The organism is Streptomyces sp. NBC_00122, assembly GCF_045160845.1.
GTDB lineage: Bacteria > Actinomycetota > Actinomycetes > Streptomycetales > Streptomycetaceae > Streptomyces.
This window is the reverse complement of record NZ_CP108191.1, coordinates 6,427,637-6,448,267: the sequence shown is the minus strand read 5'-3', so window position 1 is coordinate 6,448,267 and position 20,631 is coordinate 6,427,637. Positions and strand designations below refer to the sequence as shown.

Genomic DNA, 20,631 nt, shown 5'->3' with positions numbered 1-20,631 from the left:
ACAGCCGTCCAACGGGTGACAAGGCGTGACCGTGTCCGCGCCCGGCCCGGTTGGACGGACATGCGATCCCTGCGTATCCACCACACCATGCCCGCCCTGCTGCTGGCGGCCGCCACGCTCACCGCGGCCGCCCCGGCCCATGCGGCCGACGGACCGGACTTCCAGTACGTCGGCCAGGACGACCGGGTCCACGCGCTCGGCGACCCCGAGGGCTGCGTCGAGGCGGAGGGCGGCGGCGCCCGGGCGGTCACCAACGGGACCCGGCGGACGGTGACCCTCTACCGCGAGCCGCGGTGCGCGGGCCCGGCGGTCGCGGTCCTGCGGCCCGGCGCGGTCGCCCAGGTGCGGCAGTATTTCGCCTCCGCGCGTTTCTCGATCACCAGGTAGGCGCAGCGGCCGTGACCCCTCGGCCGTCGCGGCGTTGTATGCCATGTCAAATGCCGCAGATTCTGCGGCGCCCATATCTCACGAGGAGATCTCTTGATGTCGCGTATCGCGAAGGCAATCGCCATCACCGCTGTCGCCGGTAGCGCCATGGCCACCGGTGCGGGTCTGGCCGTCGCCGATGCCGGAGCGCACGGTGCGGCGGTCGGCTCCCCCGGTGTCCTGTCGGGCAACCTGCTCCAGGTTCCGGTGCACGTCCCGGTCAACGTCTGCGGCAACACCGTGAACGTGATCGCTCTGCTGAACCCGGCGTTCGGCAACACCTGCGTCAACGCGTCGGGCCACGAGGAGAAGCACCACACCGAGGGCGGCGACTACGGTCACTGATCCCCCCGGATCGTCTGACCGCCTGATCGTGTGATCGGCCGAAGGGCCCCCGCCTGGGCGGGGGCCCTTTCCCGTGTCATTCGTAGCGGTAGAGGCCTTGGTGGCCCACCATCTCGCCGGGGGTGATGTTCCACGGCGGCATCGGCTCGTCGAGGGCGATCACCCGGCCGCGCTGCGGGTCTCCGTAGGCGGGCGGTACGGCGGGCAGGTAGCCGGAGCTCGGGTGCTTCTGCTGCCAGCGGTCCCAGATCAGGTCCACGAAGGCGTGGTGCAGCCAGAAGGCCGGGTCGTTGGGCGCCGTGCCGCCGGTCATGTGGCCGCCGATCCACTGGTGGACCTTGTTGTGGTTGCGCCAGCGCTCGCTCTTGGGGGCGGCCCAGCCCTCCAGCTTGTTGCGGAAGCCGTCGACGGTGGAGTTCCAGGGCGAGATGTCGTAGACCGGGTCGTCGATCGCCCACTGGAGTTCGGCCGGGGTGGGCAGGGCGATCGGGTTCTGCGGCCGGCCGAGGTTGCGGGTGAGGAAGGCGGACTCCGTGACGCCCACCGTCACGGTCCAGTTGCCCTTGTCGTAGGCGAACGGTCCGGTCATCACCTTGCGGTCGCTCACCCGGCCGGTGCCGCCGAGGAAATCGTCCGCCCACAGGGAGGAGACCGGGCTCGTGTCGGTGGTCCAGTCCCAGTACGGGATGGACACGCCCGGGTCGACCTCCTGCAGCTGCTTCTCGAACTCCAGCAGGTAGCGCCGGTGCCACGGGAAGAAGGAAGGGGACATGTGCCCGACGCGGAGCTTGCGGTCGCGGTCGGGCACGAAGTACTTGTCGTGGGTGCGCACGAAGGCGTCGTAGACGCCGTTGCGCTTGAGCTCCAGAACGGCGGCCGTGAACCGCTTCTTCTGGGCGCTGGTGAGGTTCCTCTGGTTCTGCCGGGTGTACAACGCGGGGCTCCTCCCGTCAGCCGTGGTGCGGGGCGGCGGCCGCCAGCTGGGCCGTACCCAGTTCGTCGACGGCCGCGCGGGCCAGTTCCAGCGGCGTCCCGAAGGACTCGAAGTGGTTGACCCCGCTGAGGTAACTGCCGTCGGCCCGGCGCATGACGTGCAGCGGGCGCCCGTCGATGCGGATCCCCGCCCGGTCGACGGCGATGTGCCGGCCCCGGTACGTCTCCTCCGCGAGCGGGGCCGGCGTGAGGGTCTGCCGGGGGCGGCGGGCGCGCACCACGGGAGCCAGGACCGCGGCCGTACCGGCGAGCACGGCCGCGGTGAAGGCCGTACGAAGCAACGAGCGGCGGGTGGGCAGGGCGGCGGCTGTTGCGGACATTCGGTCTCCCTCGCTAGGTGGCCGGCGACTACGGGTCTAACGCCGCGCGGCGGGCGAGGTCACCCTTGAGGGTGCTTGTAGAAGAGCGTGGTGGGGTGCAGGCGGCCGTCCGGGTCGGTGGCGTAGTCGGGGATGGTGCCGACCTCCGTCCAGCCCGCTCGCCGGTAGACGTTCTCGGCGCCGCTGCCCGTCTCCGTGTCCAGGAACAGCAGCACCACGCCGGCGCGGGCGGCGGCCGCCTCGGCCTCGGCGAGCAGGGCGCGGGCGGTGCCGCGGCCGCGGGCGGCCGGGTGGACCATGAGTTTGCGCAGCTCGGCGCGGTGGCGGCCGTTGGGCTTGGACTCCCGGTGCCAGCTGACGGTGCCGTCGATGCGGCCGTCGCCGCCGGTGCGGGAGACCCACAGGGCCAGGGAGCCCTCCTCGACGGCGGGCAGCAGCGAGTCCCACCAGGCGGCGGCGCCCGCGTGGTCGAAGCCGGCGAGGAAGCCGAGGGAGGAGCCGTCGGCGACCACGTCGAGGAGCAGAGCGGCGAGTTCGTCGCGGTGGGCGCGCAGTTGCGTGGCGGTGAGCGGAGTGATGGCGGCCGTCATGCGGCCGAGCATAGGGATCAGGCGCCGGCGCGCCGTGGGCGGGGCAGGCGCTGGTCGCGGACGGGGACGCGAACGCTCGCGCGCGCGGCGACAAGTACAGGGTGAGGCCGCTACGACACGCGGCCGGGGAGGCGAGCGCGTGTGAACGCGGACGAAGAGGAACTGCTGACCAGATCGGCCCGGGAGCCGGAGGCCTTCGAGGCACTGGTCGTACGGCAGTCGGCGAGCCTGCACGGCTACCTGGCGCGCAGGGCGCCTGACGCAGCGGACGACCTGCTGGCCGAGGTGTGGCTGCAGGCCTTCGCCGGGCGCGGCGGATTCGACGCCGGCCGGGGCACGGCCAGGGCCTGGCTGTTCGGCGTGGCACGGAACGTTCTGTCGGGTCACTGGCGGCGTCTCGCGCAGGACCGGCCCGAGGCGCATCGGCACGAGCCGGACAGTAGCGATCCCTGGCACGCCGTGGACCGGCGGCTGGACGCCGCGGCCCTGGCACCGCAACTGCGCGAGACGCTCGCCGGACTCCCGGCGGTGGAGCGCGATCTGCTGCTGCTCGTCGCGTGGGAGCAGCTGACGCCCACCGAGGCGGCGGACGTGGTCGGCATCCCGGCCGGAACGGCCCGTTCGCGGCTCCACCGCGCCCGCGGCCGCCTGACGGCCGCCCTCGACTCCCCGAAGCCCCTTCATCTGGCTGGAGAGATGGCATGACCGACCGTACGACGGACTTCCTGGACTTCCCCGACGCCGACCGGCTGCGCGCGGCCGGCGAGGTGGTCGCGCCGGGCACCGCGGTCGTGGAGGCCGCCCTGCTGGCCGTGCGGGCGGCCGCCGCCTCCGAGAAGGGCGAAACCGTGCCCGTCGCGGCGCCGCGCCGGCTGCGCACCCGCAGGCTCCTGGTCTCGGCCGCGGCGATAGCCGCGATCGCGGCGGGCGTGAGCGTCTACCCGGTCAGCAGCCTGCGGGGTTCCCCGCCTGCGGCCACCGCCACCGCCGCGGACTTCCTGCGGCAGGTCGCCGCGACGGAGGCCAGGGGCGCCGCCACGGACGCGCCGTACTGGCGGACCCGCGCCGTACGGACCGTGTGGGGACATCCTGATATTCCCCAGCTCGGATACTCCGAGACGCCGCAGGTCCGCGACTCCAGCACGTGGGTGGGGCCCGACTCCCTGTTCTTCCAGGACGGAGCCGACGGGGAGATCGTCAAGACCCCCGCGAAGCAGTACCAGTGGATGATGTCCGTCGCCCGCCCCGGGGGTGTCGGCCTGGGAGGAGGTGAAGCGGCTTCCCACGGACGCCACGGCGCTGAAGGTGCTCCTGGAGGAGTTCTTCCCCGGAGGCCCCTGGTCCAGCAGCCAGGCCGAACCGGGCGCGGACTACGTGTTCAGCTTGGGCAACCTGCTCTCGTACGCGCCCCTCGAGCCACGGCAGCGGGCCGCGGTGTACGAGGTCCTCGCGGACATGCCGGGGCTGCGGCTGGTCGGACCTGCGACGGACAGCACGGGCCGGGCCGGAACCGCCGTCGAGGTGGACACCCGGAACTCAAGAATCCGGTTGGTGATCGACCCCAAGAAGGGCGGGCTGCTGGAGACGACCACCCACTACCTCGGCGGCCGGCACGACGGAAAGCTCGCCCAGCGCGAGACGATCCTGTCGGCCGGCCCCATGCGGAGCATCCCCGCGTACCGGGAGATGGGGACGGGTACCCGCCCGACCCGGCCGGCCGGCCCGAGTACCCCGGACGCCCCCTAAGGCGCCGGGAGTTCCGCGAAGTCCGCGACCAGGCCGCGGTGGTGGCCCGCCGTACCGAGCGCGAGCGAGTCGGCCTTGGCCCGCTTGAGGTAGAGGTGGGCCGGGTGTTCCCAGGTCATGCCGATGCCGCCGTGGAGCTGGACGCACTCCTCGGCGGCCCGGACGGCCACGCCCGCGCAGTAGGCCTGGGCGACGGCGACCGTGAGGGGCGCGTCGGGGGACGCGGTGGCGAGGGCGTCGGCCGCGGCCCTGGCCGCCGCACGGGCCGAGGCGACGTCGAGCCAGAGCCGCGCGAGGCGGTGCTTGAGGGCCTGGAAGGAGCCGACGGGGCGGTTGAACTGGTGGCGGACCCCGGTGTGTCGGACGGTCTCCGTCAGGCACCACTCAGCGATCCCGAGCTGCTCGGAGGCGAGCAGACCGGCCCCCGAGAGCAGGGCTCCGGCGATGGCCGCCCGGGCGGTGGCCGGGTCGGCGAGCCGGGTGCCGGCGGCCGCGTCGAGGGTGACGGTGGCGAGCGGGCGCGTCAGGTCCAGCGGGACCTGCGGGGTCAGCACCGCCGAGGCGGCCGGGACGGCGTACAGCCCGGTGTCGGCGAGGACCAGCAGCACGTCGGCCGCCACGACGTCCGCGACGGAGGTGACGGTACCGGTGAGGGTCCCGTCGCCGACGTCCCGGACGGCGGCCGGCAGGGGGCCGCCGGGGGCGAGGGTCAGCGGCACGGCCGGTACGCAGACCTGCCGCCCGGAGGCGAGCTCCCGCAGCAGCGGGGCGACGTCCCCGGAGTCGCAGCCGAGCAGGATCTCCGTCGCGAGCACGGCGCTCGTCAGGTACGGGAGCGGGGCCACGGCCCGGCCCAGCTCCTCCAGGACCACGGCCGCCTCGCGGTGGCCCGCGCCCTGGCCGCCGAGCTTCTCGGGTACGAGGAGCCCGGCCGCGCCGATCCCGGAGGCGAGGGTCTGCCACAGCTCGGGGTCGTGGGGCCGGTCGGTCTCGATCCGGGCGAGGACGCTCTTCGGGTCGCAGCGGGCGGCGAGGAGCGACCGTACGGCGGCGCGGAGTTCTTCCTCGGTCTCGGAGTAGAGGAGACCCATCGGTGCAGTCATCGGGCGAGGTCCTTCCAGGCCAGGTCCTTGTCGTCGCGCGGCTCGGGGGGCAGGCCGAGTACGCGTTCGGCGACGATGTTCAGGAGGATTTCGCTGGTGCCGCCCTCGATGCTGTTGCCCTTGGCGCGCAGGTAGCGGTAGCCGGCGTCGCGGCCGGTGAAATCGACCAGTTCGGGGCGGCGCATGGTCCAGTCCTCGTACGACAGGCCCTCTTCGGCGAGGAGTTCGACCTCCAGTCCGCTGATCTCCTGGTTGAGGCGGGCGAAGGTGAGCTTCATCCCGGATCCCTCGGGACCGGGCTGGCCGACGGCGAGCTGCTGGCGCAGCCGTTCGCCGGTGAGGCGGGCGACCTCGGCCTCGACCCACAGCTCCAGCAGCCGCTGGTGGAGGGCGTGGGTGCGCAGTTCGGGGCGTTCGCGCCAGGCGGCGGCCACGGTTGCGATCATGCCGCCCTCGCGCGGGATGCGCATGCCGCCGATGGAGACGCGCTCGTTCATCAGCGTGGTGCGGGCGACCGCCCAGCCCTCGCCGACGGCCCCGAGGCGGTGGCCGTCGGGGATCCGGACGCCCGTGAGGAAGACCTCGTTGAACTCGGCCTCGCCGGTGATCTGGCGCAGCGGCCGGACCTCGACACCGGGGGCGTGCATGTCGCAGAGGAAGTAGGTGATGCCCTGGTGCTTGGGCAGCGCCGGGTCGGTGCGGGCGATCAGGATGGCCCAGCGGGCGGTGTGGGCACTGGAGGTCCACACCTTCTGGCCGTCGACCACCCACTCGCCGGTGTCCTCGTCGAGGACGGCGCGGGTGCCGAGCGCGGCGAGGTCGGAGCCCGCGCCGGGTTCGCTGAAGAGCTGGCACCAGACCTCCTCGCCGGCCCACAGGGGGCGCAGGAAGCGGTGCTTCTGCTCCTCGGTGCCGTACGCGAGGATCGTCGGCGCGGCCATGCCGAGGCCGATGCCGATCCGCCGCGGGTCGTTGTCGGGGGCTCCGGCGGCCTCCAGCTCGGCGTCGACGACGGTCTGCAGGGAGCGGGGCGCACCGAGGCCGCCCAGGCCCTCGGGGTAGTGGACCCAGGCGAGTCCGGCATCGAAGCGGGCGCGCAGGAAGTCGGTGCGCGGGGTGGTCGCGGGCGGGTGCGCGGCGAGCAGGCCGCGGACCCGGACGCGCAGTTCGTCCGCGGTGGCGGTCGTGCCGGTCATCGGGAGCCTCCGTCCAGGGCCGGTACGACGACCAGGCGGCCGGTGGTGCTCCCGTCGGCGAGGCGCTGCACGGCGTCGGCGGCCTCCGCGAGCGGGACCCGTTCGCTGACCAGCGGTTTCACGGCGCCCTCGGCGGCGAGCCGGGTGAGTTCGGCGTGGCAGGCGAGGATGGCGGCGGGTTCCTTGGTGGCGTACAGCCCCCAGTGCAGGCCGAGGATGGCGTAGTTCTTCACCAGCGCGTGGTTGAGCGCGGGGGCGGGGATGGTGCCGCTCGCGAATCCGACGACGACGATGCGGCCCTCGAAGGCCACGCATTTGGCGGAGGCGGTGTAGGAGTCGCCGCCGACCGGGTCGTAGACGACGTCGGCGCCGCGCCCGCCGGTGAACTCCTTGACCCGGGAGACGAGGTCCTCGGCCGTGCGGTCGATGACCAGGTCGCAGCCGAGCTCCTCGGCGGTGCGCGCCTTGGCCTTGCTTCCGACGACCCCGATGACGGTGGCCCCTGCGGCCTTGCCGAGCTGGACGGCGGCGCTACCGACCCCGCCGGCGGCGGCGTGCACGAGGAGGGTCTCTCCGGGCTGGATGCGGGCGCGGCGGTGCAGGCCGAACCAGCCGGTCTGGTAGCCGATGTGGAGGGCGGCCGCCTCGGCGTCGTCGAGGGTGTCCGGGGCGGGGAGCAGGGCGCGCGCGGGCGCGGTGACGTACTCGGCGAAGCCGCCGTGCGGCAAGCTCGGGTTGGCGATGACGCGGCGGCCGTCCTCGGTCTCGCCGCAGATCTCCACGCCGGGGGTGAAGGGCAGGGGCGGGCGGATCTGGTACTGCCCGCGGACGAGCAGCGCGTCGGGGAAGTTGACGTTGGCGGCGAGCACCCGGAGCTTCACCTCGCCCTCGCCGGGGACCGGTTCCGGAACCTCTTCGAGGCGCATGGCCTCACGGGGTTCGCCGGGTGTGTGTACTCGCCATGCCTGCATCCGGGGCCTCCAGCCGCCGTCGAGGGATCACGCTCCGCGCGCATACTAAGCGGTCGCTTGCCCTGTTGGGAACCCTCGGACCGGCCAGGGACCGGGGCCGACGCGTGCGGGACCGGACGGCCCCCGCGACCGGGCGGACATTCCCGGAAATCGGACACACGAACCACGAGTGAACAGGAACATCCGGGTACATCGGGGATAACATCAACAGGCCGCTGTCACAGGGCATATGACGCAACAGGGGATCTCGCGCGCCCGGAGCCGGCACGGCTGCGGGCGCGCGTTTGCGCCACCGCACACACAGGGGGATTCAGCGATGTACAGCACACCCATGAGGCGAGGCGCCTCGGCCGCCGCCGCGATCGTCCTGGCAGGCATCGTCACCGCCGCCGGCCCGGCCGCGGCCGCCACCACCTGCACTCCCAGGATCCAGGTACTGGGCTCCCTCGGGGACGACGTCTACAACCCGGGCAACCCGCAGAACCAGGGCGTCCTCGCCCTCGGCGCGGGCAAGCTGTCGGTCGGCGTCTCCGGCGCGCAGCCCGTGTACTGGACCGGCACCACGCTCCACAAGGTTCCGCTGCCCGCGGCCGGCCTGCAGGGCGAGCTGCTCGCCGTGAACAAGAGCGGCCTGATGGTGGGCCGCGTTCACGGCGCCGAAGGCTACGTGTTCACCTACCGGGCGGGCGCCACGGCGATCACCCCGCTGCCCGGGAGCGACTACGCGTACGGAGAAGCCGACGTCAACGACGCCGACTACGTGGTCTCGCGCAACCGGGCGGGCGTCGGCATCGTCTGGAAGGACGGCCAGAAGGTCCGCGAGCTGCCCCTGCCGGCGGAAGCCGGCCCGGGAACCTCCGTCGAGCTGGTCACCGCCGTCAACAACAAGGGCGACATCCTCGGCCTGGCCAAGCAGGACTACGAGGACCCCGGGACCGGCGGCCACCTGTCGGGGTCCCACCCGGTGATCTGGCCGGGTGACGGCGGACCGGCCAGGTACCTCGCCCCCAGCGGGCAGGAGAGCTACGTCCAGGACCTCGACGAGAGCGGCCACGTCGTCGGATACGACTGGTACGGGCCCGGGTACCAGTACAAGCCGTGGACCTGGACGCCGCCGTACACCGCGGTCGGAACCTCCCCCGGAGTGCTGAACACCCACCCGTACGGCACCTTCGAGGCGATCAGCCCCACCACCAAGGTCACCGTCGGCACCGCCAAGTTCCACCCCGAGGAGCAAACCCTGCCCGACCAGGCGCAGCTCTGGCCGGGCACGGGTCCGGTACTCGCCCTGCCGCGGCTCGCCGCGAACCAGGCCAGCGCGGCGGAGTCGGTCTCCGACGACGGCCGGGTCGGCGGAGCCGCCGTCAACGCCAAGGGCAAGCTGAAGCCGGTGATCTGGACCTGCGCCACCAGGCAGGCGTACCTGCCCCAGCGGTAGGCCCGGCGGGAGGCACTGTCACGGGCATGGTGATCTGAGCGCCCGCGCGCTATCGATGCACCATGACGGACGAGACCCGGCGCGGCCTGCCCGCGCCACCGCCGCTCGGCGCCGCCGCCCTGCCTCCCGGTACGTACGCGGGGCAGGTGGTCCTCGTGACCGGCGGCGGCACCGGGCTGGGCAAGGCCATCGCCGCCGAGTTCGCGCGGCTCGGTGCCGATCTGGTGATCGCGAGCCGCCGTGCCGAGCAGCTGGAGGCGGCGCGGGAGGAGCTGGCGGCCGTACCCGGCGCGGGCCGGGTGACGGCCGCCGTCTGCGACATCCGGGACCCCGAGCGGGTCGCGGAGGTGTTCGACGCGTCGCAGGCCGCGCTCGGGCTGCCGGACGTCCTGGTCAACAATGCGGCCGCCAACTTCCCCTCGCCGGCCGAGGAACTGTCCCCGAACGCGTGGCGGTCGGTGGTCGACATCACGCTGACCGGCACCTGGTTCATGACCCGCGAATTCGGCCGCCGCCACCTGGCGGCGGGCACCCCCGGATCGATCGTGAACATCGGCGCCTCGTACGCCTGGACGGGCGGGCCGGGCTTCGCCCACAGCGCGGCCGCCAAGGCCGGCGTGAAGAACCTGGTGGAGACCCTCGCCGTCGAGTGGGGACCGTACGGCATCCAGATCAACGGGCTCGTCCCGGGGCTGTTCCCGCACGCCGACATGACCGACGACATCCGGGGCGGTCTGGAGCGGGCCGCGCCCGCGCCCGACGCCAGGGACGGGCGCCAGCCCGCCCTGCGGGTGGGCGCACCGCGCGAACTGGGCTGGGCGGCGACCTTCCTGGCCTCGCCGTACGCCCGGTTCGTCACCGGCCACACGCTGGTGGTCGACGGCGCGAACTGGCAGCGCCGGGCGCTGGTCAATCCCGAGGTCGTGCCGGTGCGGGAGCAGCTGGGGCGCGGGCCGTTCGACGCCGGACGTCAAAGGCCGGGCTAAGCGTGGGCTAAGCGGCCTCGGGGAAGTAGGGCACGTCCCCGAGGCCGCTTAGCCGCCGGTGAAGTGCGGTGGGCGGCGGGCCGCCTTGGCCCCGTAGCCCTCGCGGCAGTCGTCCGAGGTGAGGGTGAGGGCGGCCGTCATCGCGACGCGGTCGAGGGCCGCGGGCAGGGCCGCGTCCGCGTAGGCGTCGACCGCGCGTTTGATGCCCTGGACCGCGAGCGGGGCGTTCGCGGCGATCTCCGCCGTCAGGGTGCGCGCGGCGGAATCCAGTTCCGCGGCCGGGACGACCAGTTGGACCAGGTTCAGGCGCTCTGCCGTCGCCGCGTCGATCCGCCGGCCGGTCAGGGCCAGGTACTTCGCCCAGCCCGCGCCGGCCTCGCGGGCGATGCGCAGGTCGCCGCCCGCGTCCACCGCCACCCCCAGCTGCGCCTCCGGCAGGGCGAAGACGGCGTCCTCGGCCGCCACCCGGATGTCGGCCATCAGCGCCAGCTCGAAGCCGAAGCCGAGGCAGTAGCCCTGTACGGCGGCCACCACCGGCTGCGGGAGGCGGGAGAGGACCGCGAACCGCTCGTGGACCCAGCGGATGCCCTCGTAAGTGTTCCGGGTCCGCTCCGCGGCGGACCCGCCCGTGATCGCGCCGCCGGGGGCGGTCACGTCGATGCCCGCGCAGAAGGCCCGGCCCTCGGCGCGCAGCAGGACCGCACGCACCGAGGGGTCGAAGCGGACGCGGTCGGCCAGCAGGCCCAGCTGGCGGGTGGACTCCCAGCTCCAGCCGTTGAGCCTGTCCGGCCGGCACAGGGTGAGGACCGCGATCCCGTCCGCCGTCTCCAGCCGGATCCGCTCCTCACCCTCCGCGATGTCCGTGGCGATGGTGTCGATCACCCTGCCCTGCACCCCCTTTGACATCTGACGAAGTGTCAGTTTAAGGGGGTCCCGGTCAGCGGGGGAAGACCTCGAACGGGACCGCCGGACGGCCGCCGAACCGGGACGCCGCCCGCTGGACGTTGTCGGTGAGGAAGGTACGCACGTACTCCTCGGGATCCTGGTCCGTCAGCACCTCGATGTACGCCTTGTGCTCCAGCAGGGACCTGACCGAGCGCTCCAGTCCCGGCCCGGCGTCGGCCGCGTGGGTCGGCGTGCTGGTTCCGGCCACCGCGACCCAGCGCACCCCGCCCCACGGCTCCAGGCCCTGCTCGGCGAGGAGCTCGGGGAAGATCCACCGGTTGCCGGCGTCCGCGGCCGCGTCCAGGACGGCCCGGCCGACGGCCTTGTGGTCGGGGGTGTTCCAGTAGCCGCCGCCCTCCGCGCCGCCCCACGTGTCCCGGTGGTTCAGGGTGACGATCAGCTCGGGGCGGTGGCGCCGGATGGCCGCCGCGATGTCCCGGCGCAGGTCGAGCCCGTACTCGACGACGCCGTCCCGGTAGTCGAGGAACTCCACCTCGGACACTCCGACGACGGCCGCGCTCGCCCGCTGCTCCGCCTCGCGCAGCGGCGCGCAGTCGGCGGGGGCGATGGTGTCGATGCCCGCCTCGCCGCGCGTGGCGAGCAGGTAGACGACCTCGCGGCCGCCGTCGGTCCAGTCCGCGATCGCGGCCGCGCAGCCGTACTCCAGGTCGTCCGGGTGCGCGACGACGGCGAGGGCTCGCTGCCAGTCGGTGGGCATGGGCTGCAAGGGGGCGGGCTGATCATGCTGTTCGGTCATGACTCGCACAATAGGCGAATGGGCCTGCGCGGACGGGTGGTTGGCGTGCTGGACACCACCGGCGGATTCCTCAGGCGTCGCCCCGCACGAGGGCCAGCAGCCGGTCCAGGACGCGCGGGCCGCCCGCGCGGACGCCGTCGTGCTCGAACTCGTCCGTGACCCAGGTCCGCAGGCCCCGGATCGCACGGGCGGTCTCCAGGGAGTGGCCGGTGTCGACGTACATGTCGTCGTGGTAGACGGCGGCGGCCACCGGCACCTCGTTGGCGGCGAGCCGGGCCCGGTCGTAGAGGGGACCCCAGCCGGTACGGGCGGCCAGCAGTTCGGCGGTCTCGCGCAGCGGGGCGAGCGAGGGGTCGGCGGTGAAGTGCCAGGGGTGGATGGTCTCGCCGGTGAAGAGGAGGGGTTCGTCGCCCGCGAGAGTCTTGGCGGCGTCGAATCGCGGGTGGCCCGCACGCACCCGTTCGGCGGCCCAGGCGGTGGGCGCGGCCGGGTCCTGCGCGTAGATCGACTCGTGGAGCAGGGCGTAGAGGGGGTGTCCGGCGAAGGAGAGGTGGGCCCGGGCGCCTTCCAGGAAGGCGTCGGACAGGGCCGGTCCGGCGGCGGCCGGGACGAAGGCGTCCTCCAGGAGGTAGTGCAGCTGGTGGCTGCCGTCACCGGACCCGAGCATCAGGCCGAGGGACTGGAAGGCTTCGACGGTGAGGCGGTGGCCGCCGGGGAGTTCGGCCGGGCGCTCCGCGAGGTGGGCCGCGATCCGGCGGGCGCGCTCCACATCCATCGGGTAACGCTCGTAGTGCGCCAGGTTCTTGCGCTCGATGCGGGGGTACGCGGCTTCGTACACCTGGTCGGCGGTGGCGGTCAGGGACGGGAGGCCGCCGGTGATCAGGGCGGCGGTGAGGCCCTCGGGGGCGGTGGAGAGGTAGTGGGTCGCGCAGAATCCGCCGAAGCTCTGGCCGAGCACGGTCCAGGGCGCGCCGCCGGTCAGGCCGGGGCGGATGGCCTCGGCGTCGCGCACGATCGAGTCGGAGCGGAAGTGGGCGAGGTACTCGGCCTGCTGGGCGGGGGTGCCGCGCAGCGGCAGTGTCTGCCGGTTCACCGGGGTGGAGCGCCCGGTTCCGCGCTGGTCGAGCAAGAGTACGCGGTAGTCGGCGAGGGCCCGCTCCAGCCATGCCTGGCGCCCGGTGAAGCGCCGGGCTCCGAAGCCGGGTCCGCCCTCCAGGTACAGCAGCCACGGCAGGCCCGCCGGGTCCTTGCCGGTGGCGACGACCTCGCGGGCGTACAGTTCGATCTGCTCGCCGTCCGGGCGCGCGTGGTCCAGGGGGACGGTGAACCGGTGGTCGGTGAGGACCGTTCCGGGCTGGCGGTAGCTGTGCTCGATGGTCACGGACGGCCCCTGGGGTACGAGGTGCGGGACCGCGCCCCCGGCCGGGTGCGGCGGGGGCGCGGGGTGTGGCGTACCGCGCGATTCTAGTACGGGGTCCAGTGTGGGCCTGGGGCTTACGGGAACTCGACCACCGAGCGGAGCACCTCGCCCCGCTCCATCCGGGCGAAGGCGTCTTCGATCCCGTCGAGGGGGATGGTCTCGGAGACGAAGGCGTCCAGGTCGAGACGGCCCTGCAGGTAGAGGTCGACGAGCATGGGGAAGTCACGCTCGGGCAGGCAGTCCCCGTACCAGGAGGACTTCAGCGCCCCGCCGCGGCCGAAGACGTCCAGCAGCGGGAGTTCGAGCTTCATCTCCGGGGTCGGCACACCGACCAGGACCACGGTTCCGGCCAGGTCGCGGGCGTAGAAGGCCTGCCGGTAGGTCTCGGGGCGGCCGACCGCCTCGATCACCACGTCGGCGCCGTTCCCGTCGGTCAGCCCCTGGATGGCCTGGACCACGTCTTCCTTACGGCCGTTGACGGTGTGCGTGGCGCCCAGACCGCGCGCCCACTCCAGCTTCCGGTCGTCGAGGTCGACCGCGATGATCCTGGAGGCACCCGCCAGCCGGGCCCCGGCCACGGCCGCGTTGCCCACTCCCCCGCAGCCGATGACGGCGACGGAGTCGCCCCGCCCGACGTTGCCGGTGTTCAGGGCGGCGCCGAGGCCGGCCATCACCCCGCAGCCGAGGAGTCCGGCGGCTGCCGGCGCCGCGGCCGGGTCCACCTTGGTGCACTGGCCCGCGGCGACCAGGGTCTTCTCGGCGAAGGCGCCGATGCCGAGCGCCGGGGAGAGCGGGGTGCCGTCCTCCAGCGTCATGGGCTGGGTGGCGTTGTGCGTGGCGAAGCAGTACCAGGGGCGTCCGCGTCGGCAGGCCCGGCAGGTCCCGCACACCGCACGCCAGTTGAGGACGACGAAGTCGCCGGGGGCCACGGAGGTGACGTCCGCACCGACCGATTCCACGATCCCGGCGGCCTCGTGGCCGAGCAGGAACGGGAACTCGTCGTTGATGCCGCCCTCCCGGTAGTGCAGGTCGGTGTGGCAGACCCCGCAGGCCTGGACCCGGACGAGCGCCTCGCCCGGTCCCGGGTCGGGCACGAGGATCGTCGTCGTCTCCACCGGTGCGCCCTTGCTCCGGGCGATGACCCCTCGTACGCGATGCGTCACGTCTACCCCGCTCTGCTCTCGTTGGCTCCCCCCAGAACGTACACGGGCTCCGCGCCGTACGGGAGTTGCCCCACTCCGCGGCGCGGGATCTCCCCGGCTACCTCCCCCCGGACTGCGTCCCGGGGAACCCCGGGGAGGCGTCCCCTGCCAGTTCCGGCGGTACGGACGCCCGCAGGGCCGCGCCGAAGGCGGCCACGGCCGGGTGGGCGCCGGCTCCGCTGCGGAAGGCGAGGTTCGTACGGCGCTGCATCACCAGGCGGGTGAGGCGCACGCCCGGTCCGGCCGGGCCGGCGACCCCGAGCTGCGGTACGACGGCCACGCCCTGGCCTGCCGCGACCAGGGCGAGCACGGTGGCGAACTCGTCGACCTGGTGGCGAACCCGCGGGGTGAACCCGGCCGCCTGGCAGGCCCGTACGGTCATGGCGTGGCACAGGGTGCCGGAGGTGGCGGTGATCCAGGGGGCGTCCGCGTGGGCGCGCAAGGCGGCGTCCTGGCCGGTGCCGGGCGGCGGTCCGGTTGTCTCCCCGGCCGGCGCGGCGAGGTACATCGCCTCCCCGTACAGCGGCTCGGTGGCCAGCCCGGGCTCCTCGGCGGCGGGCACGAAGTCGTACGCGTGGACCAGGGCCACGTCCAGGTCCCCCGCCCGCAGGGCGTGGGCGACCGCCGCCGGGTCCGTCTCGCAGACCATCGGCTCCAGCCCCGGGTGGCGCCGGGCCAGGGCGGTCAGGGCGGCCGGGACGATGGCCCGGGTGGCGGTGGGGAAGGCTCCGATGCGCAGGGCCCCGGCCAGGCCGCTGCGCGCCTCGGCGAGGTCGGCCTCGGCTTGTTCCAGCCGTTCGAGTACGGCTTCGGCGTGGTGCACCAGGTTCTGCCCGGCCGGGGTGAGGCGGACCCGGCGGCCGGTGCGCTCCAGCAGGGGCAGACCGGCTTCGCGTTCGAGGACGCCGAGTTGCTGGGATACCGCCGAAGGGCTGAAGGAGAGGGCCTCGGCGACGGCGGCGATGGTCCCGCGGCGGGCCAGTTCGCGCAGCAGGCGCAGGCGTCGTACGTCGAGCATCGGCTCAGCTTACGGGTCGCGTAAGAAACGCGAACTGGATTCGAGGCTGGGGGCGGGCCAGGCTCGACGGCATGGCACAGGACAACGCACGGCACACAGCACAGGACTGTTCACGGGACGGGGTGGGGAACATGGCAGACGGCATCGAAGGCCTCACCCTGCACGGGATCCACGTACCCCTCGTCACCCCGTTCACCCACACCGGGGAGGTCGCCGCCGAGGCACTGGAGGCGCTCGCCCACGAGGTGCTCGACGCGGGCGCCACCGGGATCGTCGCCCTCGGCACCACCGCCGAGGCGGCCACGCTCGACGAGGCGGAGCGCGATCTCGTCACCGACGTCTGCGCCCGGGTCTGCGCGGAGCGGGGCGCGCCGCTGACCGTGGGCGCCGGGGCGAGCGGGACCCGGGCCGCCGAGGCTTCACTGACCCGGCTGGCGCGGTGGCCGCAGGCGCGGGCGGCGCTGGTGACCGTGCCCTCGTTCGTACGGCCCTCGGCGGCGGGCGTGTTGGCGCATTTCGCGCGGCTGGCCGAGGTGAGCCCCGTACCGCTGATCGTCTATCACATCCCGTACCGGACGGGGCAGCCGCTGGACGCCGCCGCGCTGCGGGCGCTCGGCTCGCTCGCGGGGGTCGCGGGTGTGAAGTACGCGGGCGGCGGCATCGGGCAGGACACGGTGGCGCTCCTCGGTGACCTGCCGGCCGGGTGCGAGGTGCTGGCCGGTGACGACGCGTACCTCTCGCCGCTGCTGGCGCTGGGCGCGGGGGGCGGGATCCTGGCCTCGGCGCACCTGGCGACGGCCCGGTTCGCGGAGCTCGCCGCGGCCTGGCGGGCGGGTGACGTGGCGCGGGCGCGGCCCCTGGGGCACGCCCTGGCCCGGATGTCGGCGGCGGCCTTCGCCGAGCCCAATCCTGCGGTCGTCAAGGGCGTGCTGCACGCCCAGGGACGGATCCCCACGCCCGGCGTACGGCTCCCCCTGCTGCCGGCCTCACAGGAGGCGGTGGCGGCCACCCTGGAGCGGCTGGCGGAGCTCTGACAGCCGGGGGCGGGCGCCACCACACGGGGGAAACACGCCGGAAAGCGTCCACTATGGGCGATTCACTACCTACAGGCGTGTCGCCCGAATCCGGCCTATCGGGGGTGGACTTGCCCCCATTCGACACCCGGCTCAGGCCGGGCCCGCGACCCGTGATGTGAGTCACTCGGAAACCGCCAACATCATTTCCACGGGAGGGCTGATTCCCTTTTCCCGGAAAGAAAGTTGTCTTGAGCACGAAGGGGGCGCCAAGGTCATTTTCGGGGCGGAAAGCAGGAAGTCGATCTACCGGGCGAATTCGGGCCTTGTTCCCGCCCGGCGGGCTCGCCTACGGTCACCCTCATTCCCGGTGGTCAGCTGCCTAATCCGGCCACCCCCGGGCCTCTCCGTCCCCCCACGTGAGGAAATGCGCCATGCCCGCTAAGGGAAAGCACCGCCGGCCGAAGAACAACCCGATCACCCGCAAGCTGGCCATCGCCGGCACGGGTGGCGCGGCCCTCGCCCTCCCCCTGATCAGCACGACCACCGCCGGGGCGGCGGAGGCGGCCGCCCCGATGACCTATTCCGTGGTCGCGGGCGACACCCTTTCCAAGATCGCGGCGGAGCATTCCCTGAGCGGCGGCTGGGAGCAGCTGTACCTGGCGAACAAGGGCACCGTCGGCACCGACCCGTCGATCATTCGGCCGGGCCTCAAGCTGACCCTCGCCGCCCAGGCGAAGAGCGCGGCCGCCAAGCCCGCCGCGGCCGCCAAGCCCGCCGCCGCCTACCCGAACAATCTCGACGGCTGGATCCGCGAGTCGCTGGACGTGATGGCCAAGCACGGCATTCCCGGCAGCTACAACGGAATTCACCGCAATGTGATGCGCGAGTCCTCGGGCAATCCCCTCGCCATCAACAACTGGGACATCAACGCCCAGAACGGGATCCCGTCCAAGGGCCTGCTCCAGGTCATCGACCCGACGTTCCGTGCCTACCACGTGCCCGGCACCTCGATGGACTCCTACGACCCGGTCGCCAACATCACGGCCGCCTGCAACTACGCGGCCGCCCGCTACGGCTCGATCGACAACGTCAACGGGGCCTACTAGAACGGGCGCCGGCGCACGGGCCCCGCTGCGGAGCGGGGCTCAGAGCCAGCCCTGGCGGCGGGCGGCGCGGACGGCCTCCATGCGATTGCGGGTGCCGGTCTTGCCGATGGCCGAGGACAGGTAGTTCCGTACGGTCGATTCGGACAGGTGCAGCTTCGCCGCGATGTCGGCCACGGTCGCCCCGTCCACCGCCGCGTTGAGGACATCGGCCTCCCGCGCCGTCAGCGGGCTGGGCCCCGCGCTCAGTGCCGCGGCCGCGAGCGCGGGGTCGATCACGGTCTCCCCCGCGAGTACCCGGCGGACGGCCGCGGCCAGTTCCTCCACCGGCCCGTCCTTCACGAGGAATCCGGCGGCCCCGGCCTCCATCGCCCGCCGCAGATAGCCGGGCCGGCCGAAGGTGGTCAGGATCAGCACCCGGCAGCCGGGGCACCGGGTGCGCAGCTCGGCGGCGGCGTCGAGCCCGCTGCGGCCCGGGAGTTCGATGTCGAGCAGGGCCACGTCGGGCCGCGCGTCGAGGGCGGCGGGCACGATCTCGTCCCCGGCGGCGACCTGTGCCACCACCTCGATGTCCTCCTCCAGCCCGAGCAGCAGGGCCAGCGCGCCCCGCATCATGCCCTGGTCCTCGGCCAGCAGGACCCTGATCATCGACTCTCCTCGCTCCGGGTACCCACGGCCGCGCCGGACTCGGCCCCGGTGCCGTCCACGGTCTCCTGCGCCGTCTCCTGCGCCATATCCTGCATCGCTTCCTCCACCGGGAGTTCGGCGGTCACCCGGAACCCGCCGCCGGGAGCCGGGCCGCTGTGCAGCGTGCCGCCCGCCGCGGCGAGGCGTTCGGCCAGGCCGGTCAGGCCGCTGCCCGGCGGCGTCGAGCCTACGCCGTCACCGTCGTCCGTGATCACCAGGCGGGCCCGCCCGGCGGCCCCGCGTACCTCGATCTCGCAGGTCGCGGCGGCACTGTGCCGGATGACGTTGGTGACGGATTCGCGGACCACCCAGCCCAGCAGGGCCGCCGTCCGCGGGGGCAGCGGGGGCCCTGACTGCCGCACCACGGGCTCGATCCCGGCGGCGGTGAGGGTGCCGCGGGCCCGGTCCAGTTCTCCTGCCAGGCTCGCCTCCCGGTAGCCGGTGACGGCCTCGCGGATCTCGGTGAGCGCCTGGCGGCCGACCGACTCGATGTCCGCGACCTGGGCGAGGGCCGCGTCCATGTCCCGGGGCGCTATGCGGCGGGCTGCCTCCGACTTCACGACGATCACCGAGAGGGTGTGGCCGAGCAGGTCGTGCAGATCGCGGGAGAAGCGCAGCCGCTCCTGCTCCACGGCCGCCCGCGCCAGCTCCTGCCGGGTCTCGCGCAGCTCCCCCACCGTCTCGGACAGGGCCAGGATGGCAGCGGTGACCATGCCGGACAGGAAGGTCCCGTAGAAGATCCCCAGCGCGCCCCACCCGTCCCGGTACACGGCGATCGCACCGGCGAGGGCACTGAGCCCGAACATCACCGGGCCGAGCCGGCGGCCCCGGACCACGGTTCCGGTGGCGAGGCCGAGCAGGGGGAAGAACAGCAGCCAGCTGCCTCCGTAGGCAATGGCGAGGGCGCTGGTGACCGCGCCCATCGCGGCCAGGCTCCAACGGGTGCTCAGGGCCTCGCGCTTGCGCGGATCGAACGCGCGGAACACCACGCTGATGTAGAGGGAGTTGAAGAGCAGCAGGCCGAGCCCGCCGACCAGCGGGTTGGGGGTGTCCCCCTGGATGAGGTTCGAGATGGCGCCCATGCCCATCAGCAGCCAGGGCAGCAGGGTGAATCCATTGGGCGGGCCCAGCGGACCGCGGCCGCCATGACCACCGCGAGCGGCCTCGCGCTCGCGCCACTGCTCCACCCGGGCCGGCCATGCGGCCTTCCACGCCCGGTAGCCGCTCCAGTCGCCTCGCATGCGCACTCCTCCTCCGAAGGACTTGAAGGTGCGCCGGACAGGGGGCGGTGAATGCGGGTTCTGCGTCATGCCCACCACGCTACGAAGGGGCGCGTGCCACCGGCAGATCCGCATGTACGCGGCCCGCCAGTACAAATGTCCCTGCCGCGTGTCACTGTCGGCGCGAACCGGCCGGCGTCTGGCCGCCGGCGCGGGATCGGCCGCGGGCCGCGCGCCGGGCTCGGGCGAGGGTGCGCAGGGGGGCCGCCACGCCGTAGCCGATGTCCCGGCGCAGGGCCTCGACACCCGCCCGCTCCACGGCCGTGAGCTGGTGCGCCATCAGCTCCGTCATCGTCGCGGTCACGGGTCGCAGCCCGGGTTCGGCGAGTTCGAGGATGCCGTCGGTGGCGTCGAGGGCGGCCCGGGCGCGCAGGGTCTCGGCGGCGAGGAGCGCGCGTACGGCGGGAGTGTCGCGGGCCTGTTCGAGGTCGGCGCGGGTCACGGAGTGCTCGTCGAGGCGGGCGCGCGGGATGCACAGGCGGCCGTCCGCGAGGTCCCCGGCGAGGTCCGCGAGGAAGTCGACCCGCTGGGCGGCGTCGACGAACCGCCGCCAGCCCGCGGCCTGTTCGGGGTCGGGTCCGCCCTGGTACTGGAGGCCGGTGAAGACCAGTACCCCCGGCCATGCGTAGGCGTCGAGGTAGGCCTGGAAGTCCTCCTCGGCGGCGAAGCCGTCGAAGCCCGCTTCGGCGGTGGCGGCGCCTTCGAGGAACCGGGAGACCCAGTGCGCGGGCAGGGCTCGCGCGTCCACGGCGTGGGCGTAGGCGCGCAGCAGCGGGTCGGGGCTGTCCCCGGAGGTGAGGGCCGCCTCGACCCGCCCGGTCAACGCGGCCAGGTTGGCGGCCCGTTGCGACGGGGTGCCGGTCTCGGCCACGTCGTCGACCATGTTCATGAAGGCGAGGCCGGCGGCGAGCCAGGGCACCAGGGGCGGCGCGGCGAGCAGGCGCAGCACGAGGTACGGGGCGGGCTCGCGGCGGAGCACCCGGCGGGCGGCGTGGGTGTAGTCCTCCCGCAGCCGGGTGCCGGATATCCCGGCGGCCGTGAGTGTGGTGCGCCAGCTCGGCATGGTGGTCCTGCCTCCTCGAAGCGTTT

General features: G+C 73.6%; 23 protein-coding genes. 8 read left to right on the top strand and 15 right to left on the bottom strand.

Features of this window, described 5'->3' with window-relative positions; genetic code table 11:
* The first annotated feature begins 60 nt into the window (after positions 1-60).
* Both OG737_RS29350 and OG737_RS29345 read left to right on the top strand, forming a co-directional pair.
* The gene (locus OG737_RS29350) at positions 61-387 is read left to right on the top strand and encodes a hypothetical protein (protein WP_328929226.1); all 327 of its coding nucleotides are present in this window, start codon (positions 61-63) and stop codon (positions 385-387) included.
* Positions 388-483: 96 nt separating this feature from the next.
* On the top strand, positions 484-771 hold the full coding sequence (locus tag OG737_RS29345) for a chaplin (RefSeq protein ID WP_328929225.1): 288 nt from the start codon (positions 484-486) through the stop codon (positions 769-771).
* A 76-nt stretch (positions 772-847) separates the two neighbouring features.
* On the opposite strand, the gene OG737_RS29340 is transcribed toward OG737_RS29345, so the two are convergent.
* From OG737_RS29340 to OG737_RS29330, 3 genes are read right to left on the bottom strand one after another with little or no spacing between them, the layout of a single operon-like run.
* The gene (locus tag OG737_RS29340; protein ID WP_328929224.1) at positions 848-1,705 is read right to left on the bottom strand and encodes a tyrosinase family protein; all 858 of its coding nucleotides are present in this window, start codon (positions 1,703-1,705) and stop codon (positions 848-850) included.
* Positions 1,706-1,721: 16 nt separating this feature from the next.
* Positions 1,722-2,084, bottom strand: a complete 363-nt coding sequence (locus OG737_RS29335; protein WP_405677037.1) for a tyrosinase family oxidase copper chaperone — start codon at positions 2,082-2,084, stop codon at positions 1,722-1,724.
* 59 nt (positions 2,085-2,143) lie between these two features.
* The gene (locus OG737_RS29330) at positions 2,144-2,674 is read right to left on the bottom strand and encodes a GNAT family N-acetyltransferase (protein WP_328929222.1); all 531 of its coding nucleotides are present in this window, start codon (positions 2,672-2,674) and stop codon (positions 2,144-2,146) included.
* A 141-nt stretch (positions 2,675-2,815) separates the two neighbouring features.
* On the opposite strand from OG737_RS29330, the gene OG737_RS29325 reads away from it, so the two are divergent.
* A complete protein-coding gene (locus tag OG737_RS29325; RefSeq protein WP_328929221.1) occupies positions 2,816-3,379 on the top strand; it encodes an RNA polymerase sigma factor in 564 nt (187 codons plus the stop codon).
* Positions 3,380-3,611: 232 nt separating this feature from the next.
* Here OG737_RS29325 and OG737_RS29320 read toward each other — a convergent pair whose 3' ends face one another.
* Positions 3,612-3,875 (bottom strand): hypothetical protein, encoded by a 264-nt coding sequence (locus OG737_RS29320; protein WP_405922184.1) that lies wholly within the window; start codon positions 3,873-3,875, stop codon positions 3,612-3,614.
* A gap of 68 nt (positions 3,876-3,943) precedes the next feature.
* Between OG737_RS29320 and OG737_RS29315 the strand changes: the two genes are divergently transcribed.
* Positions 3,944-4,420, top strand: a complete 477-nt coding sequence (locus OG737_RS29315; RefSeq protein ID WP_405922183.1) for a hypothetical protein — start codon at positions 3,944-3,946, stop codon at positions 4,418-4,420.
* Here OG737_RS29315 and OG737_RS29310 read toward each other — a convergent pair.
* From OG737_RS29310 to OG737_RS29300, 3 genes are read right to left on the bottom strand one after another with little or no spacing between them, the layout of a single operon-like run.
* Positions 4,417-5,523, bottom strand: a complete 1,107-nt coding sequence (locus OG737_RS29310; protein ID WP_405922182.1) for an acyl-CoA dehydrogenase family protein — start codon at positions 5,521-5,523, stop codon at positions 4,417-4,419. The genes OG737_RS29315 and OG737_RS29310 overlap by 4 nt on opposite strands.
* Complete coding sequence (locus OG737_RS29305) at positions 5,520-6,719, bottom strand: acyl-CoA dehydrogenase family protein (protein WP_328929218.1); 1,200 nt, start codon at positions 6,717-6,719, stop codon at positions 5,520-5,522. Before OG737_RS29305 ends, OG737_RS29310 begins: the two co-directional genes overlap by 4 nt.
* On the bottom strand, positions 6,716-7,690 hold the full coding sequence (locus OG737_RS29300) for an NADPH:quinone oxidoreductase family protein (protein ID WP_405922181.1): 975 nt from the start codon (positions 7,688-7,690) through the stop codon (positions 6,716-6,718). Before OG737_RS29300 ends, OG737_RS29305 begins: the two co-directional genes overlap by 4 nt.
* A gap of 316 nt (positions 7,691-8,006) precedes the next feature.
* Between OG737_RS29300 and OG737_RS29295 the strand changes: the two genes are divergently transcribed.
* Both OG737_RS29295 and OG737_RS29290 read left to right on the top strand, forming a co-directional pair.
* Complete coding sequence (locus tag OG737_RS29295) at positions 8,007-9,128, top strand: hypothetical protein (protein WP_405922180.1); 1,122 nt, start codon at positions 8,007-8,009, stop codon at positions 9,126-9,128.
* A 62-nt stretch (positions 9,129-9,190) separates the two neighbouring features.
* On the top strand, positions 9,191-10,114 hold the full coding sequence (locus OG737_RS29290; protein WP_405922179.1) for an SDR family oxidoreductase: 924 nt from the start codon (positions 9,191-9,193) through the stop codon (positions 10,112-10,114).
* Positions 10,115-10,162: 48 nt separating this feature from the next.
* Here OG737_RS29290 and OG737_RS29285 read toward each other — a convergent pair whose 3' ends face one another.
* The 5 genes from OG737_RS29285 to OG737_RS29265 all read right to left on the bottom strand — a co-directional run bounded on the left by OG737_RS29285 (position 10,163) and on the right by OG737_RS29265 (position 15,456).
* Positions 10,163-11,020, bottom strand: coding sequence for an enoyl-CoA hydratase/isomerase family protein (locus OG737_RS29285; RefSeq protein WP_405677050.1), 858 nt, complete (start codon positions 11,018-11,020; stop codon positions 10,163-10,165).
* 31 nt (positions 11,021-11,051) lie between these two features.
* Positions 11,052-11,816, bottom strand: a complete 765-nt coding sequence (locus OG737_RS29280) for a PIG-L family deacetylase (protein ID WP_328929213.1) — start codon at positions 11,814-11,816, stop codon at positions 11,052-11,054.
* A gap of 70 nt (positions 11,817-11,886) precedes the next feature.
* Positions 11,887-13,191: an alpha/beta fold hydrolase gene (locus OG737_RS29275; RefSeq protein WP_405681298.1), complete on the bottom strand. Its 1,305-nt coding sequence runs from the start codon at positions 13,189-13,191 to the stop codon at positions 11,887-11,889.
* 119 nt (positions 13,192-13,310) lie between these two features.
* Positions 13,311-14,399 carry an S-(hydroxymethyl)mycothiol dehydrogenase gene (locus OG737_RS29270; protein ID WP_328929212.1) on the bottom strand — a complete coding sequence of 363 codons (1,089 nt, stop codon included), beginning with the start codon at positions 14,397-14,399 and terminating at the stop codon, positions 13,311-13,313.
* Positions 14,400-14,496: 97 nt separating this feature from the next.
* On the bottom strand, positions 14,497-15,456 hold the full coding sequence (locus OG737_RS29265) for a LysR substrate-binding domain-containing protein (RefSeq protein WP_328929211.1): 960 nt from the start codon (positions 15,454-15,456) through the stop codon (positions 14,497-14,499).
* A gap of 131 nt (positions 15,457-15,587) precedes the next feature.
* Between OG737_RS29265 and OG737_RS29260 the strand changes: the two genes are divergently transcribed.
* Both OG737_RS29260 and OG737_RS29255 read left to right on the top strand, forming a co-directional pair.
* Positions 15,588-16,490, top strand: coding sequence for a dihydrodipicolinate synthase family protein (locus OG737_RS29260; RefSeq protein ID WP_405677053.1), 903 nt, complete (start codon positions 15,588-15,590; stop codon positions 16,488-16,490).
* Between the two features lie 413 nt (positions 16,491-16,903).
* On the top strand, positions 16,904-17,578 hold the full coding sequence (locus tag OG737_RS29255; protein ID WP_328929209.1) for a LysM peptidoglycan-binding domain-containing protein: 675 nt from the start codon (positions 16,904-16,906) through the stop codon (positions 17,576-17,578).
* Between the two features lie 39 nt (positions 17,579-17,617).
* On the opposite strand, the gene OG737_RS29250 is transcribed toward OG737_RS29255, so the two are convergent.
* The 3 genes from OG737_RS29250 to OG737_RS29240 form a co-directional block, all read right to left on the bottom strand.
* The gene (locus OG737_RS29250) at positions 17,618-18,223 is read right to left on the bottom strand and encodes a response regulator transcription factor (protein ID WP_328929208.1); all 606 of its coding nucleotides are present in this window, start codon (positions 18,221-18,223) and stop codon (positions 17,618-17,620) included.
* Positions 18,220-19,503, bottom strand: coding sequence for a sensor histidine kinase (locus OG737_RS29245; RefSeq protein ID WP_405922178.1), 1,284 nt, complete (start codon positions 19,501-19,503; stop codon positions 18,220-18,222). Before OG737_RS29245 ends, OG737_RS29250 begins: the two co-directional genes overlap by 4 nt.
* A gap of 151 nt (positions 19,504-19,654) precedes the next feature.
* Positions 19,655-20,605, bottom strand: coding sequence for a squalene/phytoene synthase family protein (locus tag OG737_RS29240; RefSeq protein ID WP_405922177.1), 951 nt, complete (start codon positions 20,603-20,605; stop codon positions 19,655-19,657).
* Between the last annotated feature and the right edge of the window lie 26 nt (positions 20,606-20,631).